This is a genomic window from Burkholderia sp. EMB26, from assembly GCF_024730645.1.
In the GTDB taxonomy this organism is placed as follows: domain Bacteria; phylum Pseudomonadota; class Gammaproteobacteria; order Burkholderiales; family Burkholderiaceae; genus Burkholderia; species Burkholderia cenocepacia.
The window spans coordinates 901,285-923,270 of the sequence record NZ_CP078070.1; the positions used below are offsets into that span (position 1 = coordinate 901,285).

Sequence of the window (21,986 nt, forward strand, 5' to 3'; positions counted from 1 at the left end):
CACGCGCCGGTGGCCATGCGCACGCTTCACAGTTTTTCATTCTGCTATCCGGGTTATCGAAATCCACGCAATCGTAAATGATCTGCGTAATCGATAAGAAAGAAAATCGCGCGATAAAAGAAAATCAGCAAATTCGCGATTTATCAATGCATTTTCATATTGCTGAAATGCGTAATGGGCAGTCCGTCATGGCGGTATGGGGTCTCATCGTGATCGCGTGTTTCGACGTTACGCGGAATGTACCGGAACACGTTACTACGGGGCTCGCAAACGTTACGTTACATCCGCGTTCCGGCGACCTTTTTCATCAGACGATTCGGGCTCCGCAATTCAGGAATTTCGCCTGAAATCGATTAAAAAACGTTATTACCGGTCATTAGGCAGACGAATCAATCCCGTTTTTTGAATTGGCACGCTTCGTGCAATCCGTCCCCATGCTTTGTCAACGTAGTGCCAACCGAGATGGGGAAAATAAAGATGGGACAGAATTTTAAATTGACGGGTGTGGCGCTGTCGGTCGCGACGGTGTTCGGGGTGCTGGCTTCGGGTTCCGCGATGGCGGGGGCGCTCGACTCGCTGCCGATCCCGCAAGTGATCGTCAATCCGCCGACGAACAGCGTGTCGGTCGGGCTGGTCGCGACGGGCACGTCGCCGCTGGGCTCGGTCACCGTGACGGCGGGCGGGTCGGGGGCGATTCAGACGTCGCTCGGTGACCCGGGACACGTGCTGTCCGGCGCCGTGGGGGCGGTGACGGGCGCACTCGGCGGTGGCGGCGGGGTGCAGCCGCTGGCGCCGGTGCAAGGCGTGGTGAATCAGGTGACCGGGGCGCTCGGCGGTGGCAACCCGGCAGGCGCGCTGACCGGGGCGCTGAATACGGCGACGGGCGCGCTGAGCAATGCGGTTGGCACGGCCACGGGTGCGCTGGGCGGTATCGGCGGCGGTGCGAATCCGCTGGCGCCGGTTCAGGGTGTGGTGAATCAGGTGACGGGTGCGCTCGGTGGCGGCAACCCGGCAGGTGCGTTGAGCGGTGCCGTGGGTACGGTCACCGGCGCGCTGGGCGGCATCGGTGGCGGCGCGAACCCGCTGGCGCCGGTTCAGGGTGTGGTGAATCAAGTAACGGGTGCATTGAGCGGCGGCAACCCGGCCGGGGCATTGACCGGCGCGCTGAATACGGCAACCGGCACGCTGAGCAACGCGCTCGGCACCGCAACGGGCGCACTGGGCGGCATCGGTGGCGGCTCGAACCCGCTGGCGCCGGTTCAGGGTGTGGTGAATCAAGTAACGGGTGCGTTGAGCGGCGGCAACCCGGCTGGCGCGCTGACCGGCGCGCTGAACACGGCAACCGGTACGTTGAGCAACGCGCTCGGTACGGCAACGGGTGCGCTGGGCGGCATCGGTGGGGGCTCGAACCCGCTGGCGCCGGTTCAGGGTGTGGTGAATCAAGTAACGGGCGCCCTGAGCGGCGGCAACCCGGCCGGTGCATTGACCGGCGCGGTGAATACGGCAACCGGCACGCTGAGCAACGCGCTCGGCACCGCAACGGGCGCGCTGGGCGGCACCGGCGGCGGCTCGAACCCGCTGGCACCGGTTCAGGGTGTCGTGAACGGGCTCACGGGCACGATCGGCGGTGGCGATCCCGCCGGCGCACTGACCGGCGCGCTCGGCACGGTGACGGGCGCATTGGGTGGCGTTGGCGGCGGCAACCCGGCAGGCGCGTTGACCGGTGCCCTCGGTACGGTAACCGGCGCACTGGGCGGTGTTGGCGGCGGCAATCCGGCAGGCGCGTTGACCGGTGCCCTCGGTACGGTAACCGGCGCACTGGGCGGCGTTGGCGGTAATCCGGCAGGCGCCTTGACCGGTGCCCTCGGCACGGTAACCGGCGCACTGGGTGGCGTCGGCGGCGGCAACCCGGCAGGCGCACTGACCGGTGCCCTCGGCACGGTAACCGGCGCACTGGGCGGCATCGGCGGCGGCAACCCGGCAGGCGCGTTGACCGGTGCCCTCGGTACGGTAACCGGCGCACTGGGCGGCATCGGCGGCAGCAACCCCGCAGGCGCACTGACCGGCGCCCTCGGCACCGTAACCGGCGCGTTGGGCAACCTCGGCGGCGGCGCAAACCCGATCACCCCGATCCAGAACGTCGTGAACCAGGTCACGGGCACGCTCGGCAGCGGCAACCCGGCCGGCGCACTGAGCAACGCGGTCAACACGATCACGGGCACGCTTGGCAACGTCGGCGGCGCCGGGAGCCCGCTCGCGCCGGTGCAAGGTGCTGTCACGCAGCTCGCCGGCACGCTCGGCAACGGCGATCCTGCCGGTGCGCTGACGAACGCGCTGAACTCGGTGACGGGCGCGCTCAGCGGCGCGAACCCGCTGGCGCCGGTGCAGGGTGTCGTCAACCAGGTTGTCGGCACGCTGTCCGGTGCGGGCGGCGGCAGCCCGATCACGCCGATCACGAACCTCGTCAACGGTCTGCAGAATGCGCTGCCGGGCGGTAATCCGGCCGGCGCGCTGACCGGCGCACTCGGTTCGGTGACGGGCGCGCTCGGCAATCTCGGCGGCTCCAACCCGCTGGCGCCGGTGCAAGGCGTCGTGAACCAGGTCGTCGGCACGCTGGGCGGCAGCAACCCGGCCGGCACGCTGAGCAACGCGATCGGCACGGCCACGGGCGCCCTCGGCAACGCGGTCGGCTCGGCGGCGGGCGCGCTCGGCGCACTGGGCGGCACGAACCCGCTGGCGCCGGTGCAGGGTGTCGTGAACCAGGTCGTCGGCACGCTCGGCGGCGGCAATCCGGCCGGTGCACTGACGGGCGCGCTGAACTCGGTGACGGGTGCCCTCGGCAATCTCGGCGGCTCCAACCCGCTGGCGCCGGTGCAAGGCGTCGTGAACCAGGTGGTCGGCACGCTGTCCGGCGCTGCGGGCAACAGCCCGATCGCGCCGATCACGAACCTCGTGAGTGGCCTGACGGGCGGCGGCAACCCGGCCGGCGCACTGACCGGTGCGCTCGGTTCGGTGACGGGCGCACTCGGATCCGGCCCGGCGGCACTCGGCCAGGCGGCCGGCGCGCTGTCGGGGGCGGCCGGTTCGACGGCAGCGGCGGGCGGCAGCCTGCTCGGCGCGGGCGCGAACGCGGCCGGCGGTACGGCCGGCGCGGTCGGTTCGCTGCTGACGACGGGGGCCAACTCGACGGCGACGGTCGTCAACGCGGTCGGCACGTCGGTGGGCACGGCGCTCGGTTCCGCGCCGAGCCTGTCGGTGACGCCGCACTCGGGCAACAGCTCGCCGAACAACCCGCTCGCACCGGTGACGACGCTGCTCCAGTCGCTGACCGGCGCACTGCCGAGGTAAGCGGCCGAAACTGCACGACGGCGCTGCATCGGCCGTCGTGCGAAACGGACGTGCAATACGGGCCGTGCAATACGGTCGCGCAACGCGGCATGACAGCGATGTCATGCCGCGTTGTCGTTTGCGGGTTCCCGGTTTCTTTCGTCGCATGAACGATCGTCGCCGCTCGTCGCGCTGCCGGATGGAATAACCGGCCGTCGCCGTCCGTTTACATACCGAGTTCCGGCACCGCCGGCCGGCGGGATAATGATCGCGACGCAGCCGATCGTCCCGTCCGGCGGCACCGTGTCGCGACACGACGCCAAGGAGAACGGGAATGAAACGGATGATCTTCGCTGCCGCGCTGACGGCGGCGATCGCGCGGCCGGCGGCCGCCGAACCGCCACAGGCCGGCGACGGGAAACTGGTCGACGAAGCGCACATGACGCTGTACGTATTCGATCGCGATGCGCCGGGCAAGAGCATGTGCGACGGCACGTGCGCGGCCAACTGGCCGCCCGCGCTCGCCGACGCGTACGACAAGGCGTCGGGCGCGCTGAGCCTCGTCGCCCGCGACGACGGCAAAAAGCAGTGGGCGTACCGCGGCCGCCCGCTGTATCGCTGGAAGATGGACCACAAGGCCGGCGACGCGGGCGGCGACGGAATCGGCGGCATGTGGCACGTCGCGCGGCCATGACCGCGCGGCGAGGCGCGAGGCATCCCGATGAGCTATGAGTCGGACCTGCTGGTGTGGCTCCCGCATCTCACGCGCTATGCGCGTGCGCTGACGGGCGAGCGCGCATGGGCCGACGACCTCGTGCAGGACACGCTCGAGCGTGCGCTGAACCGGCCGCCGCGCGACGGCGGCCACCTGCGCGCATGGCTGCTGACGCTGTTGCGGCACCGCTTCATCGACCAGTTGCGCGCGCGGCACGAGATCGCGGTCGACGACGCGACGGCGCCGTGGCAGACGATGGCCGCGCCTGCGGGCGCGGTCGGCGGGCTGGAGTTGCGCGACGTGCAGCGCGCGCTGTACCGGCTGCCGGTCGAACAGCGCGAGGTGCTGCTGCTGGTCGCACTCGAGGAGCTGAGCTATCGCGATGCCGCGCAGGTGCTCGGCGTGCCGGTCGGCACGGTGATGTCGCGGCTCGCACGGGCGCGCGCGCAGATGCGCGCGTTGCTGTCGGACGCGCCGCCGGCGCACGGCACGGCCACGTTACGGGTGATCGGGAAGCCATGATGGACGATCCGCGCAAGCCTTCGAACCAGCAGGACGACGATGCATCGGCGCAACTGCTGTCCGCGTTGCTGGACGGCGAATTGTCCGGGCACGAACGCCGCGAGATGCTCGAGCGCCTGCAGTCCGATCCGCAGGAAGCCGAACGATTTGCGCATTACCGTGCGCAGCGCGATGCGCTGAAGGCGCTGTTCCCGTTGCCGGGTGCCGCGCCCGCGTTGTTCGTGCAGCGCCGCGCGCCGCGCTGGCGCGCCGTCGCGCATGCATTCGCGGGGCTGGCGGCCGGCCTGCTGATCGGCGTCGCGCTGCATGCGGGCTGGGCGGCATTCGGCCGCGCACCGGCGTTCGCCGCGCGCGCCGATGTCGCGTACGCCGTGTACGCCGCCGACCGCGAGCATCCGGTGGAAGTGGGTGCGGCCGATCCCGCCCGTCTCGCCGCGTGGCTGTCGGCGCGCATCGGCCGGCCGGTGCGCGCGCCGTCGCTCGACGAATACGGTTACGCGCTGCTGGGCGGCCGGTTGCTGCCCGGCGACGCGGGGCCGGCCGCGCAGCTCATGTACCAGCGCGCGGACGGCGCGCGCGTGACGCTGTACATGACCGCATACGATGCGCGCCGCCTCGCGCCGCGGGCGATGTCGGCCGACGGTCGCTACACGTATTTCTGGTCGGATCGCGGCATGGGTTATGCGCTGTCCGGTCGCGGCGACGAACGGCGTCTGCGCGAACTCGCGATCGACGCATGCGGTGCGCTGGGCGGCCCGACCGACGCGTGGAAGGGATGACGCGCGGCGCCCGCAGGGAGCAGGCAATGAAGACGGCGATGATGAAGGGGCTCGTGCTGGCGGCGTGCGTCGCGGGCACGATGCTTGCGCGAGCGCAGGGCGATGCGCCGGTGCACGTGCCGGTCGATGCCGATGGCGTGCAGCGGGTGACGATCGTCGGCGGCAGCTATTTCTTCCGGCCCAACCACGTGATCGTCCGCGCGCACGTGCCGGTCGAGCTGACCGTATCGGCCGAACCCGGCGTCGTGCCGCACAGCTTCGAGATCGACGCGCCGCCGCAGGCGGGCATCGCGGTGCATACCGAACTCGGCACGACGCCGAGAACGTTTCGTTTCACGCCGCAGCAGCCGGGGCGGTTCGCCTACTATTGCACGCACCGGCTGCTGTTTTTCGGCAGCCATCGCGCGCGCGGAATGGAAGGCGTGCTCGATGTCGAGGCGGCGCCATGATCGCCGCGTTGCTGGCCGCGAGCCTGATAGGAGCGAGCATGACAGCCGATCCCGTGACCGTCGCGCAGGCGCATTTCGACCACGTCCGCTCGTACCGCGCGACGATCCGCTCGTCGGCGCGCGACGGCGAGCACACCGAAATCCGCTACGCGTACCTGAAACCGGGCTTCGTCCGGATGGATTTCGTGTCGCCGCATCGCGGCGCGGTGCTCGCGTACGATCCCGGCGACGGCAAGGTGCGGCTGCGCCCGTTCGGCACGCATGCGCCGCCCGCGTTGACGCTGTTGCCGTCCAATCCGCTCGTGCGCGACCGCACCGGCCACCGGGTCGACCGCTCGGACGTCGGCGAACTGCTGCGCAACGTGCATGCGCTGCAGCAGGGCGGCGCGACGGTGACCGAAGGCGAGGAGGCCGTCGGCGGCCGGACCGCGCTGCGCGTGCTGGTCACGGGCGCGCCCGCGCACGCGGTCGACGGCGTGCATCGCTACCGGCTGTGGCTCGACGCCGCGGACGGTTTTCCGCTGAAGGTCATCAGCTACGCGAACGATGACGACACGCCGCTCGAAACCGTGACGCTCGACGACGTGGAGATCGACGTCGCGTTTCCCGAGCGTTTCTTCGCGCCCTGACGGCGCGCCATCCGCGTTCTTGACGCGCATGCCGGGGAGGCTGCATGGCGGAGTACCGGTTTTCGACGACCTGGCGGGTGGACGCGCCGCTCGCGGCGGTCTGGGACGCGATCTACCAGGTCGACCGCTGGCCCGACTGGTGGAAGGGCGCCGTGCGTACCGTCGAGCTCGAGCCCGGCGACGCGCGCGGCGTCGGCGCGCTGCACCGGTATACCTGGAAGGGCGCGCTGCCGTACCGGCTGACCTTCGACATGCGCGTGCGGCGCGTCGAGCGGCCGCATGCGCTCGAAGGCCGTGCGAGCGGCGCGATCGAGGGCGACGGCCGCTGGTCGTTCGTCGCCGACGGCGCGCGCACCGTCGTGCGCTACGACTGGCACATCCGCACGCACGTGCGCTGGATGAACTGGCTGGAACCGCTCGCGCGGCCGCTGTTCCGGTGGAATCACGACGTCGTGATGCGCGAAGGCGCGAAAGGGCTCGCACGGCGGCTCGGTGCGGCCGTCGAGACGGACGGCCGGACCTTTCGGCCGCTGTCGGGCGCGGACTGCGCCGATGCGTGAGGATCGGCCCGGCGAAGCCGAGTGACGGACGCGTCGCGACGGACGAAATCGGCGTCCGCGCGGTTTTTTCGATGCGATGTCAGCGGTCTCGGGAACTCCGGGCTTACCCGGTGTCCAAACGGGGCTGGATGAGATGCGCGGGCCGCACGAGCCCGCGGGCGGAGCCGGATGTGTTCGGTTTGTCTTTGTTTTAAAAGGGTTTTTTGTCGCTTTTGTCTGTTTTCCCCGCTGCGCCGCCGCCCCGAAAATTCCTCCGGTTCCCCTTCTTGAATTTGTCAAAACCCGTCCATATAATTAGCACTCGCTGCACGAGAGTGCTAACAATTCTCTGCCGGGCGATGAGCCGGGCAGATTCCCTAAGCGTTCTTCAATCTCAGTCAAGAGAGGAGTGAATATGAACCTTCGTCCTTTGCACGATCGCGTGATCGTCAAGCGCCTGGATCAGGAAACCAAGACCGCCTCGGGCATCGTGATCCCCGACGCCGCTGCTGAAAAGCCGGATCAGGGCGAAGTCCTGGCCATCGGCCCGGGCAAGCGCGACGACAAGGGTGCGCCGATCGCGCTCGACGTGAAGGTCGGCGATCGCGTCCTGTTCGGCAAGTACGCAGGCCAGACCGTGAAGGTCGACGGCCAGGAACTGCTGGTCATGCGCGAAGAAGACATCATGGCCGTGGTCAACGCCAAGTAAGCGTCATCCGACGGTACATATTCCCAAGAATTCAAGGAGTTAGAAGATGGCAGCTAAAGACGTCGTATTCGGCGATTCCGCCCGTTCGAAGATGGTCGAAGGCGTGAACATTCTCGCCAACGCAGTCAAGGTCACGCTGGGTCCGAAGGGCCGCAACGTCGTGCTCGAGCGCAGCTTCGGCGGCCCGACGGTCACCAAGGACGGTGTGTCGGTCGCGAAGGAAATCGAGCTGAAGGACAAGCTCCAGAACATGGGCGCGCAAATGGTCAAGGAAGTCGCTTCCAAGACCAGCGACAACGCAGGCGACGGCACGACGACGGCAACCGTCCTCGCGCAATCGATCGTTCGCGAAGGCATGAAGTACGTCGCATCGGGCATGAACCCGATGGACCTGAAGCGCGGCATCGACAAGGCAGTCGCAGCGGCTGTCGAAGAGCTGAAGAAGATCAGCAAGCCGTGCACGACCAACAAGGAAATCGCACAAGTCGGCTCGATCTCGGCGAACAGCGATTCGTCGATCGGCGATCGCATCGCTGAAGCGATGGACAAGGTCGGCAAGGAAGGCGTCATCACCGTCGAAGACGGCAAGTCGCTGGCCGACGAACTCGACGTCGTCGAAGGCATGCAATTCGACCGCGGCTACCTGTCGCCGTACTTCATCAACAATCCGGACAAGCAAGTCGCCGTCCTCGACAACCCGTTCGTGCTGCTGCACGACAAGAAGGTGTCGAACATCCGTGATCTGCTGCCGGTGCTCGAGCAAGTCGCGAAGGCTGGCCGTCCGCTGCTGATCATCGCAGAAGACGTCGAAGGCGAAGCGCTCGCGACGCTGGTCGTCAACAACATCCGCGGCATCCTGAAGACCGTTGCGGTCAAGGCGCCGGGCTTCGGCGATCGTCGCAAGGCGATGCTGGAAGACATCGCGATCCTGACCGGCGGTCAAGTCATCGCGGAAGAAACCGGCCTGACGCTCGAGAAGGCAACGCTGGCGGAACTGGGCCAGGCGAAGCGCATCGAAGTGGGCAAGGAAAACACGACGATCATCGACGGCGCAGGCGAAGCTGCAAGCATCGAAGCACGCGTGAAGCAAGTGCGCGCGCAAATCGAGGAAGCGACGTCGGACTACGACCGTGAAAAGCTGCAAGAGCGCGTGGCCAAGCTGGCAGGCGGCGTTGCAGTGATCAAGGTCGGTGCTGCGACCGAAGTCGAAATGAAGGAAAAGAAGGCACGTGTCGAAGACGCACTGCACGCAACCCGCGCAGCTGTGGAAGAAGGCATCGTGGCCGGTGGCGGCGTTGCGCTGATCCGTGCACGCACCGCGATCGCAGGCCTGACCGGCGCGAACGCCGACCAGAACGCCGGCATCAAGATCGTGCTGCGCGCGATGGAAGAGCCGCTGCGCCAGATCGTCACGAACGGTGGCGAAGAAGCGAGCGTCGTGGTGGCGGCAGTTGCAGCAGGCAAGGGCAACTACGGCTACAACGCAGCAACGGGCGAGTACGTCGACATGGTGGAAGCCGGCGTCGTCGACCCGACCAAGGTCACGCGTACCGCGCTGCAGAACGCAGCTTCGGTGGCAGGCCTGCTGCTGACGACCGACGCAGCTGTCGCAGAACTGCCGAAGGAAGACGCACCGATGCCGGGCGGCATGCCGGGCGGCATGGGCGGCATGGGCATGGACATGTAATCGACTTCGGTCGACGGTGTCCGGGGCGCGCAGCGATGCGCGTTCCAGCCAAAAGAAAAGACCCGCAGCGATGCGGGTCTTTTTTTATGTGCGCGCGGTTTTCGATGCGTACGCGAGGCGGCCGGATACGCCACGCCTCAAAGCGTCGAGGCGCGGCGTGCGACGGCGGGGCCTGCCCGCCGCGTCGCGACTCAATGCCGGTGCGACGTCCTCGGCGCCGGGTCGGCCTTCACGGCCGGCGGCGTATCCGAATCGTCGTTGCTGCGCGCCCAGAAGAACCGGTCGGGCAGGTACGCGCCCATGCCGGGCCGGAACGCGTCGCGCACGGCCTGGTACAGGTATTCCTGCGCCTCGCGCACGGCTTCGGGCGGCTCCTGGCCGTTCGCGAGCAGCGCCGCGATGGCCGCGCCGAGCGTGTCGGTGATGCCCATCAGCCGGTGCGGCGAGCGATCCCACATGTCTTCGCGCAGCTGGCCTTCTTCGCCGTACAGCGTATTGACGAGCCGGTGCGAGCCGGTTTCCGACGACAGGATGTATTCGCAGCCCTGCGACAGCAGGTGCGATACGGCCGCGTCGAGATTCGGCGCTTCGGCATCGCCGTCCGGCTGGGCGAGCGCGATCAGCGTCGCGTGGTCGGCGACCAGCAGGGTGGTTTGCGGCGCCAGCAGGTCGGCGATCGATTCGCGCAGGTCGTCGGCGGCGAGCACGTGCTCGTCGTCGAGCGTGAAGTCCGGGGCGAGCACGAGCGGCACGCCGTCGTAGTCGGCGACGACTTCGGCGATCGCGCTCACGACTTCTGCACGCGTCGCCGCGCCGATCTTGAACGCGGCAACCGGCATGTCTTCGAGCAGCATGCGCGCCTGCGCGGCGACGACGTCGGGATCGAGGCCCGTGACTTCATCGCAGGCGGCCGAGTCGCGCACGGTATAGCCGGTCAGGACGGACACGCCGTGACAGCCCATGCTCGCCAGGGTCATCAGATCGGCTTGGAGGCCGGAGCCGCCGGTGGGATCGGACAGGCCGAAGGTGAGGACGATCGGAGGGGCGTTGCTGGACATGTAAAAATGGGGCAAGAGAAAAACGGACAAGCGACGGAAATGCGGACGGCGAGGCGAATGGGCTTTTTTTGCCCTGTGTTGCCCGGCAGGCCGCACTTTTCAACCATTATGCGGTGGAATCCGGCCGGTACGACGGAATTTTTAGCGCAGCGCAACGTAGTTGCCGTCCTCCAGCGCGATTGCTAGGCAGTCCGGCCCCGACACGGTACCATCATGGCTCCCGAATTTACCGACTTTTCCCCGACGCGGCTTAAGATGGAATACAAGAGCTGGATGTGCCTGATTTGTGGCTGGATTTACGACGAAGAAGCCGGGCTGCCGGAAGAGGGCATCGCCCCGGGCACGCGCTGGGAAGACGTCCCGATCAATTGGACGTGTCCCGAATGCGGTGCCCGCAAGGAAGACTTCGAGATGGTCCAGATCTGACCGGGCCGCTGGCCCACGGACACTCCGCTCAGGCCTCGCACCGGCCCGGCGCTCGCGCGCCGCGGTTCGCGCGAGCGACTTGACGATGACAGGCGCGCGTGTCCATGACGTCCGATCCGGCGAACGTTCCCCACCCTGACGCATTGCCCAACCCGCGTGGCGGAGCCGTGCGCGCGGCCGACGCGTGGCTGGCGGCGGCCGCCGACGCATTCGAGCGGCGCGACGACGCAGCGGCGCCGCTTTCCGCGGCCGCGGCCGTGCTGGCGGAAGCCGGCTGGTTGCCGGCCGCACGGTTTGCCGGGCAACTGTCGGCCGCCGTGCCGCTCGTCGCCACCGAGCCGACCTCGGCCGGCTGGCGCGCCGCGCTGCGCGATTTTCGTGCGGCCGTCGGACGCCACAACCTGCGCGAGCTCGCGTGCTCGCCCGTTCTCTTCGAGCATTTCCGTGCGTTGCGCGCGCAAAGCGCCGCCGACCTGCGCACGCGCACGCCGCCCGATGCGCTCGCGCTGGTCGGCCGCGCGGTGCCGCCTGCCACGCTGCGCGCGTTGCCCGACGCATTCGCGCCCCGGATTCGCGCCCGTTACGAGCAGGCGCTGCTCGGCGTACTGCGGGCCGAACACGGCGCACCGGGCGCCGCACTCGACGAACTCGACGCGCTGCTCGCCGCGCTCACCGACGACGGGCCGTACGATTTCTGGCGGCTCGCGGCCGCGTGTACGCGCGCGCTGCGCGCAAGCGGCGCGCCCGAGCTGAAGCGCTTTCTCGCGCGGACCAACCTGCTGCTCGGCGAACACGCGCAGGGCCGACGCAGCGCGCCGCCCGAATTGGTGCGCGAGACGGTGGCGCTGCTGTGGCGCGATTTCGCGCTGTTCGGCGCCGCGGCCGAGGACGTCGCGCTCGTCGACGTATTGCACGACTACGGATTGACGGTCGACTGGCACGTCGCCGGCACGCCCGCGTCCGAAGCGTTGTGGGAGGCCGATGCCGCGCGGGCCGAGCGCGATGCGGTCGCGGCCGCGCCCACTCGCGCGCTCGGCGTCGTGACCGTCAACGCGCATGCCTATGAGGATTTCCTGCAGACCGCCGATGCGTCGATGGCCGATCTGGCGGCCGACCCGGCCACGGCCGACGCCGGCGCCGCGTGGCACGCGTCCGGCGCGGCCTATCGGGTCGGCACGGCCGCATGCGCGCTCGGGCTCGGCCACGCGGCGCTGCTCGCCGACACGCTCGGCCTGGCGTGGCGCCGCGCGGCGCACGGCGTGCCGCTCGCCGACGGCGGCCTCGACGCGCACCGCCACGCGTCCGACATGCTGCGCGCGGCGCTCCTGAAGATCGCGGCCGGGGTCGCGCCGCCGGATCTCACCGCGGCGTCCGCAGCGCTCGGTACGGCGCTCGGCCGGAGCTGACGAACAAGGGGACGGACACGCGACGGCGGCCCTTGTCGCGCGGGCCTGCAACACGCTGCCGACAGCGCCCGCGCGCGTGTTAGAGTGCCGTGTGATCCGCGCGCGCCGTTGCCAGCGTGGCGCGGCGTTGCTTGTTGATCGCGGCCCGGTCAGGTCGCGGCGTCTTTGCTAAAATTCAAACCATGTCAAAGCCTTCCGATCGCATCAATCTCACCAACCAGTTCCTGATCGCCATGCCCAACATGGCCGATCCGACGTTCTCGGGAACGGTGGTCTATCTTTGCGATCACAGCGAGCGCGGTGCGCTCGGCCTCGTCATCAATCGTCCTACCGACATCGACCTCGAATCGCTGTTCAACCGCATCGACCTGAAGCTCGACATCGAGCCGCTGCTGCACATTCCCGTGTACTTCGGCGGCCCGGTCCAGACCGAGCGCGGCTTCGTGCTGCACGAGCCGGTCGAGGGCGCGAGCTACAACTCGTCGATGTCCGTCGACGGCGGGCTCGAGATGACGACGTCGAAGGACGTGCTCGAGGCGGTCGCGACGGGCACCGGCCCGAAGCGCTTCCTGCTGACGCTCGGCCATGCAGGCTGGGGGGCAGGGCAGCTCGAGGAAGAAATTTCCCGCAACGGCTGGCTGACGGTCGCCGCCGATCCGCGCATCGTGTTCGACACGCCGGCCGAAGAGCGCTTCGAAGCCGCGCTCGGCCTGCTCGGCGTCAGCTCGTCGATGCTGTCCGGCGAAGCAGGGCACGCATGAGTGGCGCGAGCGCGCGCGATGCGACGCTCCTGGCGTTCGACTACGGCGAAAAACGGATCGGCGTCGCGATCGGCAACGCGCTGACGCGTTCGGCCCGCGCGCTCGTCGTGATCCAGAATTTGAACCGCGAACACCGCTTCAAGGCGGTCGGCGACCTGCTGGCCGAATGGCGGCCGGACGCGCTCGTCGTGGGCCTGCCGATGCATCCGGACGGCACGCCGCACGACATGACGCAGCAGGCGAAGCGCTTCGGCAACCAGCTGAACGGCCGCTTCGGGCTGCCCGTCACGTGGGTCGACGAGCGCTATTCGTCGGTCGAGGCCGAGGCCGGACTGCGCGAGCGCAACGTGCGCGGCCGCGCACGCACCGACATGCTCGATGCCGAAGCCGCGCGCGTCATCCTTCAACAGTATCTCGATCAATTGTCCGACCATGAGCACCATTGACGCCGAGGCGCTTTACCGCGTCCTGCTCGACCAGATCCGCGCCGCGTACGGCACGACGTTCGCCGCACCGGGCGGCCCGCGGCTCGCCGGCATTCACAGCGGCGGCGCGTGGCTCGCCGAGCGCCTCGCACGCGATCTCGGCGCACCGGCGTTCGGCGTCGTCAACGTCGCGCTGCATCGCGACGACTACGCGAAGAAGGGGCTGCACAGCCAGGCCAGCCCGACGTCGCTGCCGTTCGAGATCGACGGCGCGCGCATCGTGCTCGTCGACGACGTGCTGTACACCGGGCGCACCGTGCGCGCGGCGCTCAACGAGCTGTTCGACTACGGCCGTCCGGCCGCGGTCGAGCTCGCCGTGCTGGCCGATCGCGGCGGCCGCGAGCTGCCGGTCGCTGCGCGCTTCGCGGGCGGCGCGCTCGACGTGCCGGCCGACGCGACGCTCGTGCTCGCGCGCGACGATGCGCGATTCACGCTGCGTATCGAGGCCCAGAGCGAGTCGCACGGCGCCTGAACGACACGCGAACCGTATCCCGGGCCGCTGGTTTGCACCGCGGCCCGTTTGCATAGTTGGAATCACGCACACCATGACCACCGACACCACTGGCCGCACCGGCAATCCCGCGGCGGCCGCGAGCCCCGACCGGTTTCGCTACGGGTTCCTGAAGGGCAACCCGCAGCTCACGAAAAACGGCGAGCTGAAGCATCTGCTGTCGATCGAGGGCCTGCCGCGCTCGATCGTCAATCACATCCTCGATACGGCCGAGCAGTTCGTCAGCGTGACGGACCGCGAGGTGAAGAAGGTGCCGCTGCTGCGCGGCAAGTCCGTGTTCAACCTGTTCTTCGAGAACTCGACGCGCACGCGCACGACCTTCGAGATCGCCGCGACGCGCCTGTCGGCCGACGTGCTGAACCTGAACATCAACGCGTCGTCGACGAGCAAGGGCGAATCGCTGCTCGACACGATCAACAACCTGTCGGCGATGCATGCCGACCTGTTCGTCGTGCGCCACGCATCGAGCGGCGCGCCGTACCTGATCGCCGAGCACTGCGCGCCGCACGTGCACGTGATCAACGCCGGCGACGGCCGCCACGCGCACCCGACGCAGGGCCTGCTCGACATGTACACGATCCGTCACTACAAGCGCGACTTCACGAAGCTGCGCGTGGCGATCGTCGGCGACATCCTGCATTCGCGCGTCGCGCGCTCCGACATCCACGCGCTGACCACGCTCGGCGTGCCGGAAGTGCGCGCGATCGGCCCGCGCACGCTGCTGCCGGGCGGCCTCGAACAGATGGGCGTGAAGGTGTTCCACAACCTCGACGAGGGGCTGAAGGGCGTCGACGTGATCATCATGCTGCGCCTGCAGAACGAACGGATGAGCGGCGCGCTGCTGCCGTCCGCGCAGGAGTATTTCAAGACGTGGGGCCTGACGCCCGAGCGCCTCGCGCTCGCCGCGCCCGACGCGATCGTGATGCACCCGGGGCCGATGAACCGCGGCGTCGAGATCGATTCGCAGGTCGCCGACGGGCCGCAGTCGGTGATCCTCAACCAGGTCACGTTCGGCATCGCGGTGCGGATGGCGGTGATGGGCATCGTCGCCGGCAACAGCGACTGAGCCCGCTTTCGCGCCTCCTCGTTCAGGCATTCAACGCAATCAACGCATTCACAGACAGCGCATGAAGATTCATATCAAAGGCGGCACGCTGATCGACCCGGTCGCCGGCACCGAAGGGCAGGCCGACGTATTCGTCGCGGACGGCAAGATCGCCGCGCTGGGCAGCGCGCCCGCCGGTTTCAACGCGGACAAGACGATCGACGCGTCGGGCCTGATCGTCGCGCCCGGCCTCGTCGACCTGTGCGCGCGGCTGCGCGAGCCCGGCTACGAACACAAGGCGACGCTCGCGTCCGAGATGGCCGCGGCCGTCGCGGGCGGCGTCACGACCCTCGTGTGCCCGCCGGACACCGATCCCGTGCTCGACGAGCCGGGCCTCGTCGAAATGCTCAAGTTCCGTGCGCGCAACCTCCACCAGGCGAACGTGCATCCGCTCGGCGCGCTGACGGTCGGCCTCAAGGGCGAGGTGATCACCGAGATGGTCGCGCTGACGGAATCCGGCTGTGTCGGCTTCACGCACGCCAACGTGCCGGTGCGCGACACGCAGGTGCTGCTGCGCGCGCTGCAGTACGCGAGCACCTATGGCTACACGACGTGGCTGCGTCCGCTCGACGCGTTCATCGGCCGCGGCGGCGTGGCCGCGAGCGGCGCGCTTGCGTCGCGGCTCGGGCTGTCCGGCGTGCCGGTCGCGGCCGAGACGATCGCGCTGCACACCATTTTCGAACTGATGCGCGTGACGGGCGCACGCGTGCACCTCGCGCGGCTGTCGTCGGCGGCCGGCCTCGCGCTCGTGCGCGCGGCGAAGGCGGAAGGGCTGCCCGTGACCTGCGACGTCGGCGTGAACCACGTCCACCTGATCGACGTCGACATCGGCTACTTCGATTCGCAGTTCCGGCTCGACCCGCCGCTGCGCAGCGAGCGCGATCGCGAAGCGATCCGCGTGGCGCTCGCCGACGGCACGATCGACGCGATCTGCTCGGATCACACGCCGGTCGACGACGACGAGAAGCTGCTGCCGTTCGGCGAAGCGACGCCGGGCGCGACGGGGCTCGAACTGCTGCTGTCGCTGACGCTGAAGTGGGCGGACGAGACGCGCACGCCGCTCGCGCAGGCGCTGCGCCGCATCACGTCCGCGCCGGCCGACGTGCTGCAACTGCCGGCGGGCCGCCTCGCCGAAGGCGGCGCGGCCGACCTGTGCGTGTTCGATCCGCGCGCGCACTGGCGCGTCGAGCCGCGTGCGCTGAAGAGCCAGGGCCACAACTCGCCGTTCCTCGGCTACGAACTGCCGGCCACCGTGCGTACCACGCTCGTGGCCGGGCAGGTCGCGTTCGAGCGCCACTGAACCTCGCCGGACCTTCGCCATGATCGCCTTTCGCAAGCTGCGTCTCGTCTTTCACCTGTTGCGCGGCATGGTGATCGTCGCGCTGCGTTTTTCGCATGTCACGCCCGCGCGCCGCGCCGAGATGACGCGCCGCTGGTCGATCAAGATGCTGCGGATCTGCGGGATGCGCCTCGTCGTCCACAACGACGGCGCGCGGCTCGACGCGAGCGCGCTCGTCGTCGGCAACCACGTGTCGTGGCTCGACATCTACGCGGTCAACGCGTGGCGGCCGACGCCGTTCGTGTCGAAGGCCGAGGTGCGGCAATGGCCGGTCGTCGGCTGGCTCGCCGAGAAGCTCGACACCGTGTTCCTGCAGCGCGAGAAGCGCACCGAGGCGATGCGGATCATGCACGAGATGGCCGAGCGCCTGCGCACCGGCGGGCTGATGTGCGTGTTTCCGGAAGGGACGACGTCCGATGGCCAGGAGCTGCTGCCGTTCCATGCGAACCTGTTCCAGGCCGCGGTCTCGGCCGGCTGCGCGGTGCAGCCGATCTGCCTGATGTACGAGGACGCGAGCGGGCGACAGTCGGTCGCGCCGGCCTACACGGGCGACCTGTCGCTCGGCAAGTCGCTCGACATGGTGCTGCGCGGCGGCCCGCTCGTCGCGCATCTGTACGTGTGCGAACCGATCGCGCCGGGTGGCGACCGTCGCGCGACGTCCGCGGCGGCGCGCGACGCGATCGCCGCTGCACTGGCGACGCTGCAGGAGAAGGTCGGCAAGCCGACGGCCGAATCGCTCGCCGAATTGCAGAAGCATGCGTATCCGGCGACCGAGCTCGGTGCCGGTGCGGCGGGCGAGGCGACGACGGACGCGCCCGTGCCGGGGCGCGAGGGCTGACGCGCCGCCCGGCCGGGGCCGGCCAATCAGCGTGCCGTCACTCGCCGCCCGGCGAGCGGCACGCTTCGCACTGCACCTGCGTGACCGTGCGCTGCGCCGGATCGGCCGTGAGCCGCACGGCCGACAACTGGTTTCCCCATACGCATCCCGAATCGAGCGCGACGACGTTGTCGCGCAGCATCAGGCCGAGCGCGGCCCAGTGCCCGAACACGACCGTCACGTCCTCGGTGCGGCGCCCGGGCACGTCGAACCACGGCAGGTAGCCGGGCGGCGCGCTGTCGGGGCCGCCGTTCGCCTTGAACTCCATCGCGCCGTCGGGCGTGCAGAAGCGCAGGCGCGTGAACGCGTTGAACGCGACGCGCATCCGGTCGCGTTTTTTCAGGTTCGGACTCCATTGATTCGGCTCGTTGCCGTACAGGCCTTGCAGCGTGTCGCGCCAGTCGGGCGCACGGAGCGCGCGCTGGAGCTCGTCCGCCAGCTCGAGCACGAGCGTGGCATCCCATTGCGGCAGCACGCCCGCGTGCACGAGCAGCATTCCGTGCTCCGCATGCACGAACGGGCGGTGGCGGACCCAGTCGAGCAGCGCGTCGGCGTCGGGCGCATCGAGGATCTCGCCGATGGTGTCGCCCGGGCGTTCGGTGCGCAGCCCGGCGGAAACCGCGAGCAGGTGGAGGTCGTGATTGCCGAGCACGACGGTCGCGCGCGGGCCGAGGTCGACGAGCGCACGCAGTGCGGCGAGTGAGCCGGGGCCGCGGTTGACGATGTCGCCGGCGATCCAGAGCGGCGTGTCGGCGGGGGGCGAGAGCTTGTCGAGCAGCGACTGGAAAGCGGTGTGACAGCCTTGGATGTCGCCGATGGCGATGGGGGGCGGGGGCATGAGGGTCATGGGGCAGCGGGCTTTGCGAGCAACGGTAGAGCGCGGAAAATCATCCATTTGACGCGGCTTTGCGCAAAATTTATTCCGCAATGGCTGATCGACATGGCAAGAAATTTCACGTTCCGAAAGGGTTCGAGCCGCTGTATCAAGTTGTTAGCGGCATGGCTTTTGCAGAGGGCGGCTCCCTATAATTGTCGCTGGCCCCAACAAAATTAGCATTTCATGACTTTGGAGACCATGTCGACCGGTTAAAATTCCCGGTCTCATGTAGCGGTCACCCGCTACTGGCAGTTGAGAATCTGATGCGGCGAGGGCCTTCAGGGCGTTCGCCGCGAATTACTTGAGGGAGCCTCATGATCCTGGTTACGGGCGGCGCAGGTTTTATCGGTGCTAATTTTGTACTCGACTGGATGCGCGCGTCCGATGAAGCCGTGCTCAACGTCGACAAGCTGACGTATGCAGGGAATCTGAGGACGCTCCAGTCGCTGGACGGAAATCCGAAGCATGTATTCGCACGTGTCGATATTTGCGACCGTGGCGCGCTCGATGCGCTGCTTGCCGAGCACAAGCCCCGTGCCGTACTGCATTTCGCCGCGGAAAGCCATGTCGATCGCTCGATTCACGGCCCCGCGGATTTCGTGCAGACCAATGTCGTCGGTACGTTCACGCTGCTCGAGGCCACCCGTCAATACTGGAACGGGATGACCGACGCGGGCAAGGCTGCGTTCCGCTTCCTGCACGTGTCGACTGACGAGGTATTCGGTTCGTTGTCCGCCACCGATCCGCAATTCTGCGAAACGACCGCGTACGCGCCGAACAGCCCGTATTCCGCGACGAAGGCCGGCTCCGATCACCTGGTGCGCGCGTACCACCATACGTACGGGCTGCCGGTACTGACAACGAACTGCTCGAACAACTACGGCCCGTACCAGTTCCCCGAGAAACTGATCCCCCTGATGATCGCGAATGCGCTCGCGGGCAAGCCGCTGCCGGTGTACGGCGACGGCCAGAACGTACGCGACTGGCTATACGTCGGCGACCACTGCAGCGCGATTCGCGAAGTGCTTGCGCGCGGCGTGCCCGGCGAGACGTACAACGTCGGTGGCTGGAACGAGAAGAAGAACCTCGAAGTCGTGCATACGCTCTGTGACCTGCTCGACACGGCGCGTCCGAAGGAGGCCGGTTCGTATCGCGACCAGATCACCTACGTGACGGATCGCCCCGGTCACGATCGTCGTTACGCGATCGATGCGGGCAAGCTGGAGCGGGAACTGGGCTGGATGCCGGCCGAGACGTTCGAATCGGGGCTCGCGAAGACTGTACGGTGGTATCTCGACAACCAGGCGTGGGTGGACGACGTCGTGTCGGGCGAGTACCGCAAATGGGTTGAGACCAACTACGCGCAACGCACTTGAGGGCTTCCGGGATGGCACGCAAGGGCATCATTCTCGCCGGCGGTTCCGGCACGCGGCTGTATCCGATTACCCACGCGGTGTCGAAGCAGCTCCTGCCGGTGTACGACAAACCGATGATCTACTATCCGTTGTCGACGCTGATGATCGCAGGTATTCGCGACGTGCTGATCATCTCGACGCCGCAGGACACGCCGCGCTTTGAGGCGATGCTCCGCGACGGCAGCCAGTGGGGGATGAACATCCAGTACGCGGTGCAGCCGTCGCCGGACGGCCTGGCCCAGGCGTTCGTGATCGGCCGGAACTTCATCGGCCGCGATCCGTCCGCGTTGATTCTCGGCGACAACATCTTTTACGGCCACGATCTCGTGAAACAGCTCGATCGTGCGAGCGCGAAGGCGTCGGGTGCGACGGTATTCGCCTATCACGTGCAGGATCCGGAGCGTTATGGCGTCGTCGAATTCGACGGTGCATTCCGCGCGCTGTCGATCGAGGAGAAGCCGACGCAGCCTCGGTCGAACTACGCGGTGACCGGACTGTATTTCTACGACAACCGCGTGTGCGACATCGCAGCCGAAATCACACCGTCGGCGCGCGGCGAACTGGAAATCACCGACGTGAATTCACGCTACCTCGCCGACGGCGTACTCGACGTCGAGATCATGGGGCGGGGCTATGCATGGCTCGATACCGGAACGCACGATTCGCTGATCGATGCGGCGCTGTTCATCGCGACACTGCAGAAGCGGCAGGGGCTCGTCGTCGCGTGCCCGGAGGAAATCGCCTTTCGTCAGCAATGGATCGATGGCGACCAGCTGCACAAGCTCGCGGCGCCATTGTCTAAGAACAGCTACGGGCGCTACCTCCAACAGATTTTGTCGGACAGGATTGCATGACCATTCAGATAACGGCAACGGCGTTGCCGGAAGTCAAGATCATCGAGCCGAAGGTGTTTGGCGATGCGCGCGGCTTCTTCTACGAAAGCTTCAACGCGCGCGCGTTTGCCGAACACGTCGAGCAGGGCGTCGTGTTCGTGCAGGACAATCATTCGCGCTCGGTGAAGGGCGTGCTGCGCGGCCTGCACTATCAGATCGAACATGCACAGGGCAAGCTCGTGCGCGTGATCGAAGGCGCCGTGTTCGACGTGGCCGTGGACATCCGTCGCGACTCGCCGCGGTTCGGACAATGGGCCGGCGTGGTGCTGTCCGCCGAGAACCGGCGGCAGATGTGGGTGCCGCCGGGTTTTGCCCATGGCTTCCTGACGTTGTCCGATGCAGCGCAGTTCCTCTACAAGACGACCGACTACTGGTATCCGGAATTCGAGCGCAGCATCCTGTGGAGCGACGCCGAGATTGGCATCGAATGGCCGATCGACGGTGAACCGATACTGGCGGCGAAAGACGCGGCGGGCAAGTGTCTGGCGCAGGCGGAGGTCTATTCGTGAAGGTGCGGGTATGAATGCAGCGACCGGCGATCGCCCGCGGATCCTCGTGACGGGTTCGCTCGGGCAACTCGGGTTCGAACTCGTGCGAACGCTGGCACGTCACGGGCACGTCGTTGCGGCGGACCGCACGGTCGTCGACCTTGCGGATCTTGACCGACTGCGCAGCGTGATCCGTGACCTCCGCCCTGACCTGATTGTCAATGCGGCCGCTTATACGGCGGTGGACAAAGCGGAAAGCGAGCCCGATCTCGCGATGCGGATCAATGGCGAGGCGCCGGGCATCATTGCCGACGAGGCAGCGCGGGCAGGCGCGATGGTGATCCATTATTCGACCGACTACGTGTTCGACGGCCGAAAGGACGGACCTTACGTCGAGACCGATCCGACCGGGCCACTGAATGTGTACGGCCGGACCAAGTTGGCTGGAGAGCATGCGATCGCACGGGCAGGCGGCAAGCATCTCGTGTTTCGGACGAGTTGGGTCTACGGCACGCGAGGGAAGAATTTCCTGTTGACCATGCGAGCGCTGGCGGAGAAGCACGATACGTTGCGCGTCGTCGCGGATCAGATCGGTGCGCCGACGTGGTCGGAAACGCTGGCCGATCTCACGTCTCACGTCGTGGCGCAGTTGTTCACGCAGCAGCGAGACGATTCGCAGTGGTGGGCGGCGAATTCGGGCGTCTATCACATGACGGCGGCCGGCGACACGAGTTGGGCCGGGTTCGCCGACGCGATATTTGCGGAAAGCCGGCGTGCTCGCCGGCCGCTGGTGGTGCCGATACCGTCCGACGAGTATCCGACGCCTGCCGCACGGCCACGCAATTCGCGACTGTCTAACGCGAAGCTCGAGCGTGCGTTCGGCATGCGCGTGCCGCGGTGGCATGACGCGTTGACGAAGTGCTGTCGACGTCTCGATACAGAGGATAGTCTCATCCGCGCATGAGCGCGGTGCGAGAAGGGACGTTGTC

23 protein-coding genes are annotated in these 21,986 nt (G+C 67.8%); 21 read left to right on the top strand and 2 right to left on the bottom strand.

Translation table 11 applies throughout. The features are described 5' to 3' along the window. Positions 1-477 precede the first annotated feature (477 nt). The 9 genes from KU887_RS04235 (at position 478) to groL (ending at position 9,356) form a co-directional block, all read left to right on the top strand. On the top strand, positions 478-3,348 hold the full coding sequence (locus KU887_RS04235) for a hypothetical protein (RefSeq protein ID WP_258254607.1): 2,871 nt from the start codon (positions 478-480) through the stop codon (positions 3,346-3,348). A gap of 313 nt (positions 3,349-3,661) precedes the next feature. Beyond that, positions 3,662-4,021, top strand: a complete 360-nt coding sequence (locus KU887_RS04240) for a hypothetical protein (RefSeq protein WP_034200933.1) — start codon at positions 3,662-3,664, stop codon at positions 4,019-4,021. 27 nt (positions 4,022-4,048) lie between these two features. Further along, positions 4,049-4,564, top strand: coding sequence for a sigma-70 family RNA polymerase sigma factor (locus KU887_RS04245; RefSeq protein WP_006496678.1), 516 nt, complete (start codon positions 4,049-4,051; stop codon positions 4,562-4,564). Then, entirely contained in the window at positions 4,561-5,343 is a 783-nt protein-coding gene (locus KU887_RS04250) for an anti-sigma factor (RefSeq protein WP_060213797.1), read from the top strand. Before KU887_RS04245 ends, KU887_RS04250 begins: the two co-directional genes overlap by 4 nt. Positions 5,344-5,369: 26 nt before the next feature. Then, complete coding sequence (locus KU887_RS04255) at positions 5,370-5,792, top strand: hypothetical protein (protein WP_062911448.1); 423 nt, start codon at positions 5,370-5,372, stop codon at positions 5,790-5,792. After that, on the top strand, positions 5,789-6,421 hold the full coding sequence (locus KU887_RS04260; RefSeq protein WP_258254611.1) for a DUF1571 domain-containing protein: 633 nt from the start codon (positions 5,789-5,791) through the stop codon (positions 6,419-6,421). The genes KU887_RS04255 and KU887_RS04260 overlap by 4 nt, the downstream gene beginning before the upstream one ends. A 44-nt stretch (positions 6,422-6,465) precedes the next feature. Further along, entirely contained in the window at positions 6,466-6,981 is a 516-nt protein-coding gene (locus KU887_RS04265; RefSeq protein WP_006496674.1) for an SRPBCC family protein, read from the top strand. Between the two features lie 394 nt (positions 6,982-7,375). Next, positions 7,376-7,669 (top strand): co-chaperone GroES, encoded by a 294-nt coding sequence (gene groES / locus KU887_RS04270; RefSeq protein ID WP_004186661.1) that lies wholly within the window; start codon positions 7,376-7,378, stop codon positions 7,667-7,669. Positions 7,670-7,715: 46 nt separating this feature from the next. Beyond that, positions 7,716-9,356, top strand: a complete 1,641-nt coding sequence (gene groL, locus KU887_RS04275) for a chaperonin GroEL (RefSeq protein ID WP_006485462.1) — start codon at positions 7,716-7,718, stop codon at positions 9,354-9,356. 191 nt (positions 9,357-9,547) lie between these two features. On the opposite strand, the gene KU887_RS04280 is transcribed toward groL, so the two are convergent. After that, positions 9,548-10,414 carry a hydroxymethylpyrimidine/phosphomethylpyrimidine kinase gene (locus tag KU887_RS04280; protein ID WP_012492910.1) on the bottom strand — a complete coding sequence of 289 codons (867 nt, stop codon included), beginning with the start codon at positions 10,412-10,414 and terminating at the stop codon, positions 9,548-9,550. Positions 10,415-10,669: 255 nt separating this feature from the next. Between KU887_RS04280 and KU887_RS04285 the strand changes: the two genes are divergently transcribed. The 8 genes from KU887_RS04285 (at position 10,670) to KU887_RS04320 (ending at position 17,285) form a co-directional block, all read left to right on the top strand. Further along, a complete protein-coding gene (locus tag KU887_RS04285) occupies positions 10,670-10,840 on the top strand; it encodes a rubredoxin (protein WP_004186709.1) in 171 nt (56 codons plus the stop codon). Between the two features lie 104 nt (positions 10,841-10,944). After that, positions 10,945-12,246, top strand: coding sequence for a hypothetical protein (locus KU887_RS04290; protein ID WP_205670341.1), 1,302 nt, complete (start codon positions 10,945-10,947; stop codon positions 12,244-12,246). Between the two features lie 182 nt (positions 12,247-12,428). Beyond that, the gene (locus tag KU887_RS04295; RefSeq protein ID WP_006491354.1) at positions 12,429-13,007 is read left to right on the top strand and encodes a YqgE/AlgH family protein; all 579 of its coding nucleotides are present in this window, start codon (positions 12,429-12,431) and stop codon (positions 13,005-13,007) included. Next, on the top strand, positions 13,004-13,453 hold the full coding sequence (gene ruvX, locus KU887_RS04300) for a Holliday junction resolvase RuvX (protein WP_006476737.1): 450 nt from the start codon (positions 13,004-13,006) through the stop codon (positions 13,451-13,453). Before KU887_RS04295 ends, ruvX begins: the two co-directional genes overlap by 4 nt. Next, positions 13,440-13,964 carry a bifunctional pyr operon transcriptional regulator/uracil phosphoribosyltransferase PyrR gene (gene pyrR, locus KU887_RS04305; protein ID WP_006493013.1) on the top strand — a complete coding sequence of 175 codons (525 nt, stop codon included), beginning with the start codon at positions 13,440-13,442 and terminating at the stop codon, positions 13,962-13,964. Before ruvX ends, pyrR begins: the two co-directional genes overlap by 14 nt. A 73-nt stretch (positions 13,965-14,037) precedes the next feature. After that, positions 14,038-15,069 carry an aspartate carbamoyltransferase catalytic subunit gene (locus KU887_RS04310; RefSeq protein WP_006476735.1) on the top strand — a complete coding sequence of 344 codons (1,032 nt, stop codon included), beginning with the start codon at positions 14,038-14,040 and terminating at the stop codon, positions 15,067-15,069. Positions 15,070-15,130: 61 nt separating this feature from the next. Beyond that, complete coding sequence (locus KU887_RS04315) at positions 15,131-16,408, top strand: dihydroorotase (protein ID WP_080322917.1); 1,278 nt, start codon at positions 15,131-15,133, stop codon at positions 16,406-16,408. A gap of 19 nt (positions 16,409-16,427) precedes the next feature. Continuing rightward, positions 16,428-17,285 carry a 1-acyl-sn-glycerol-3-phosphate acyltransferase gene (locus tag KU887_RS04320; RefSeq protein ID WP_006485105.1) on the top strand — a complete coding sequence of 286 codons (858 nt, stop codon included), beginning with the start codon at positions 16,428-16,430 and terminating at the stop codon, positions 17,283-17,285. A 37-nt stretch (positions 17,286-17,322) separates the two neighbouring features. On the opposite strand, the gene KU887_RS04325 is transcribed toward KU887_RS04320, so the two are convergent. Next, positions 17,323-18,162: a symmetrical bis(5'-nucleosyl)-tetraphosphatase gene (locus KU887_RS04325; protein WP_058901970.1), complete on the bottom strand. Its 840-nt coding sequence runs from the start codon at positions 18,160-18,162 to the stop codon at positions 17,323-17,325. A gap of 353 nt (positions 18,163-18,515) precedes the next feature. On the opposite strand from KU887_RS04325, the gene rfbB reads away from it, so the two are divergent. Genes rfbB through rfbD form a run of 4 tightly spaced genes read left to right on the top strand, consistent with a single transcriptional unit; the run spans position 18,516 to position 21,961 of the window. Beyond that, positions 18,516-19,577, top strand: coding sequence for a dTDP-glucose 4,6-dehydratase (gene rfbB / locus KU887_RS04330; RefSeq protein ID WP_077019979.1), 1,062 nt, complete (start codon positions 18,516-18,518; stop codon positions 19,575-19,577). Positions 19,578-19,588: 11 nt separating this feature from the next. After that, on the top strand, positions 19,589-20,470 hold the full coding sequence (gene rfbA / locus KU887_RS04335; RefSeq protein WP_034200926.1) for a glucose-1-phosphate thymidylyltransferase RfbA: 882 nt from the start codon (positions 19,589-19,591) through the stop codon (positions 20,468-20,470). Further along, on the top strand, positions 20,467-21,018 hold the full coding sequence (gene rfbC, locus KU887_RS04340) for a dTDP-4-dehydrorhamnose 3,5-epimerase (RefSeq protein WP_060213773.1): 552 nt from the start codon (positions 20,467-20,469) through the stop codon (positions 21,016-21,018). Before rfbA ends, rfbC begins: the two co-directional genes overlap by 4 nt. Before the next feature lie 10 nt (positions 21,019-21,028). Then, positions 21,029-21,961: a dTDP-4-dehydrorhamnose reductase gene (rfbD, locus tag KU887_RS04345; protein ID WP_258254773.1), complete on the top strand. Its 933-nt coding sequence runs from the start codon at positions 21,029-21,031 to the stop codon at positions 21,959-21,961. Positions 21,962-21,986: the final 25 nt, after the last annotated feature.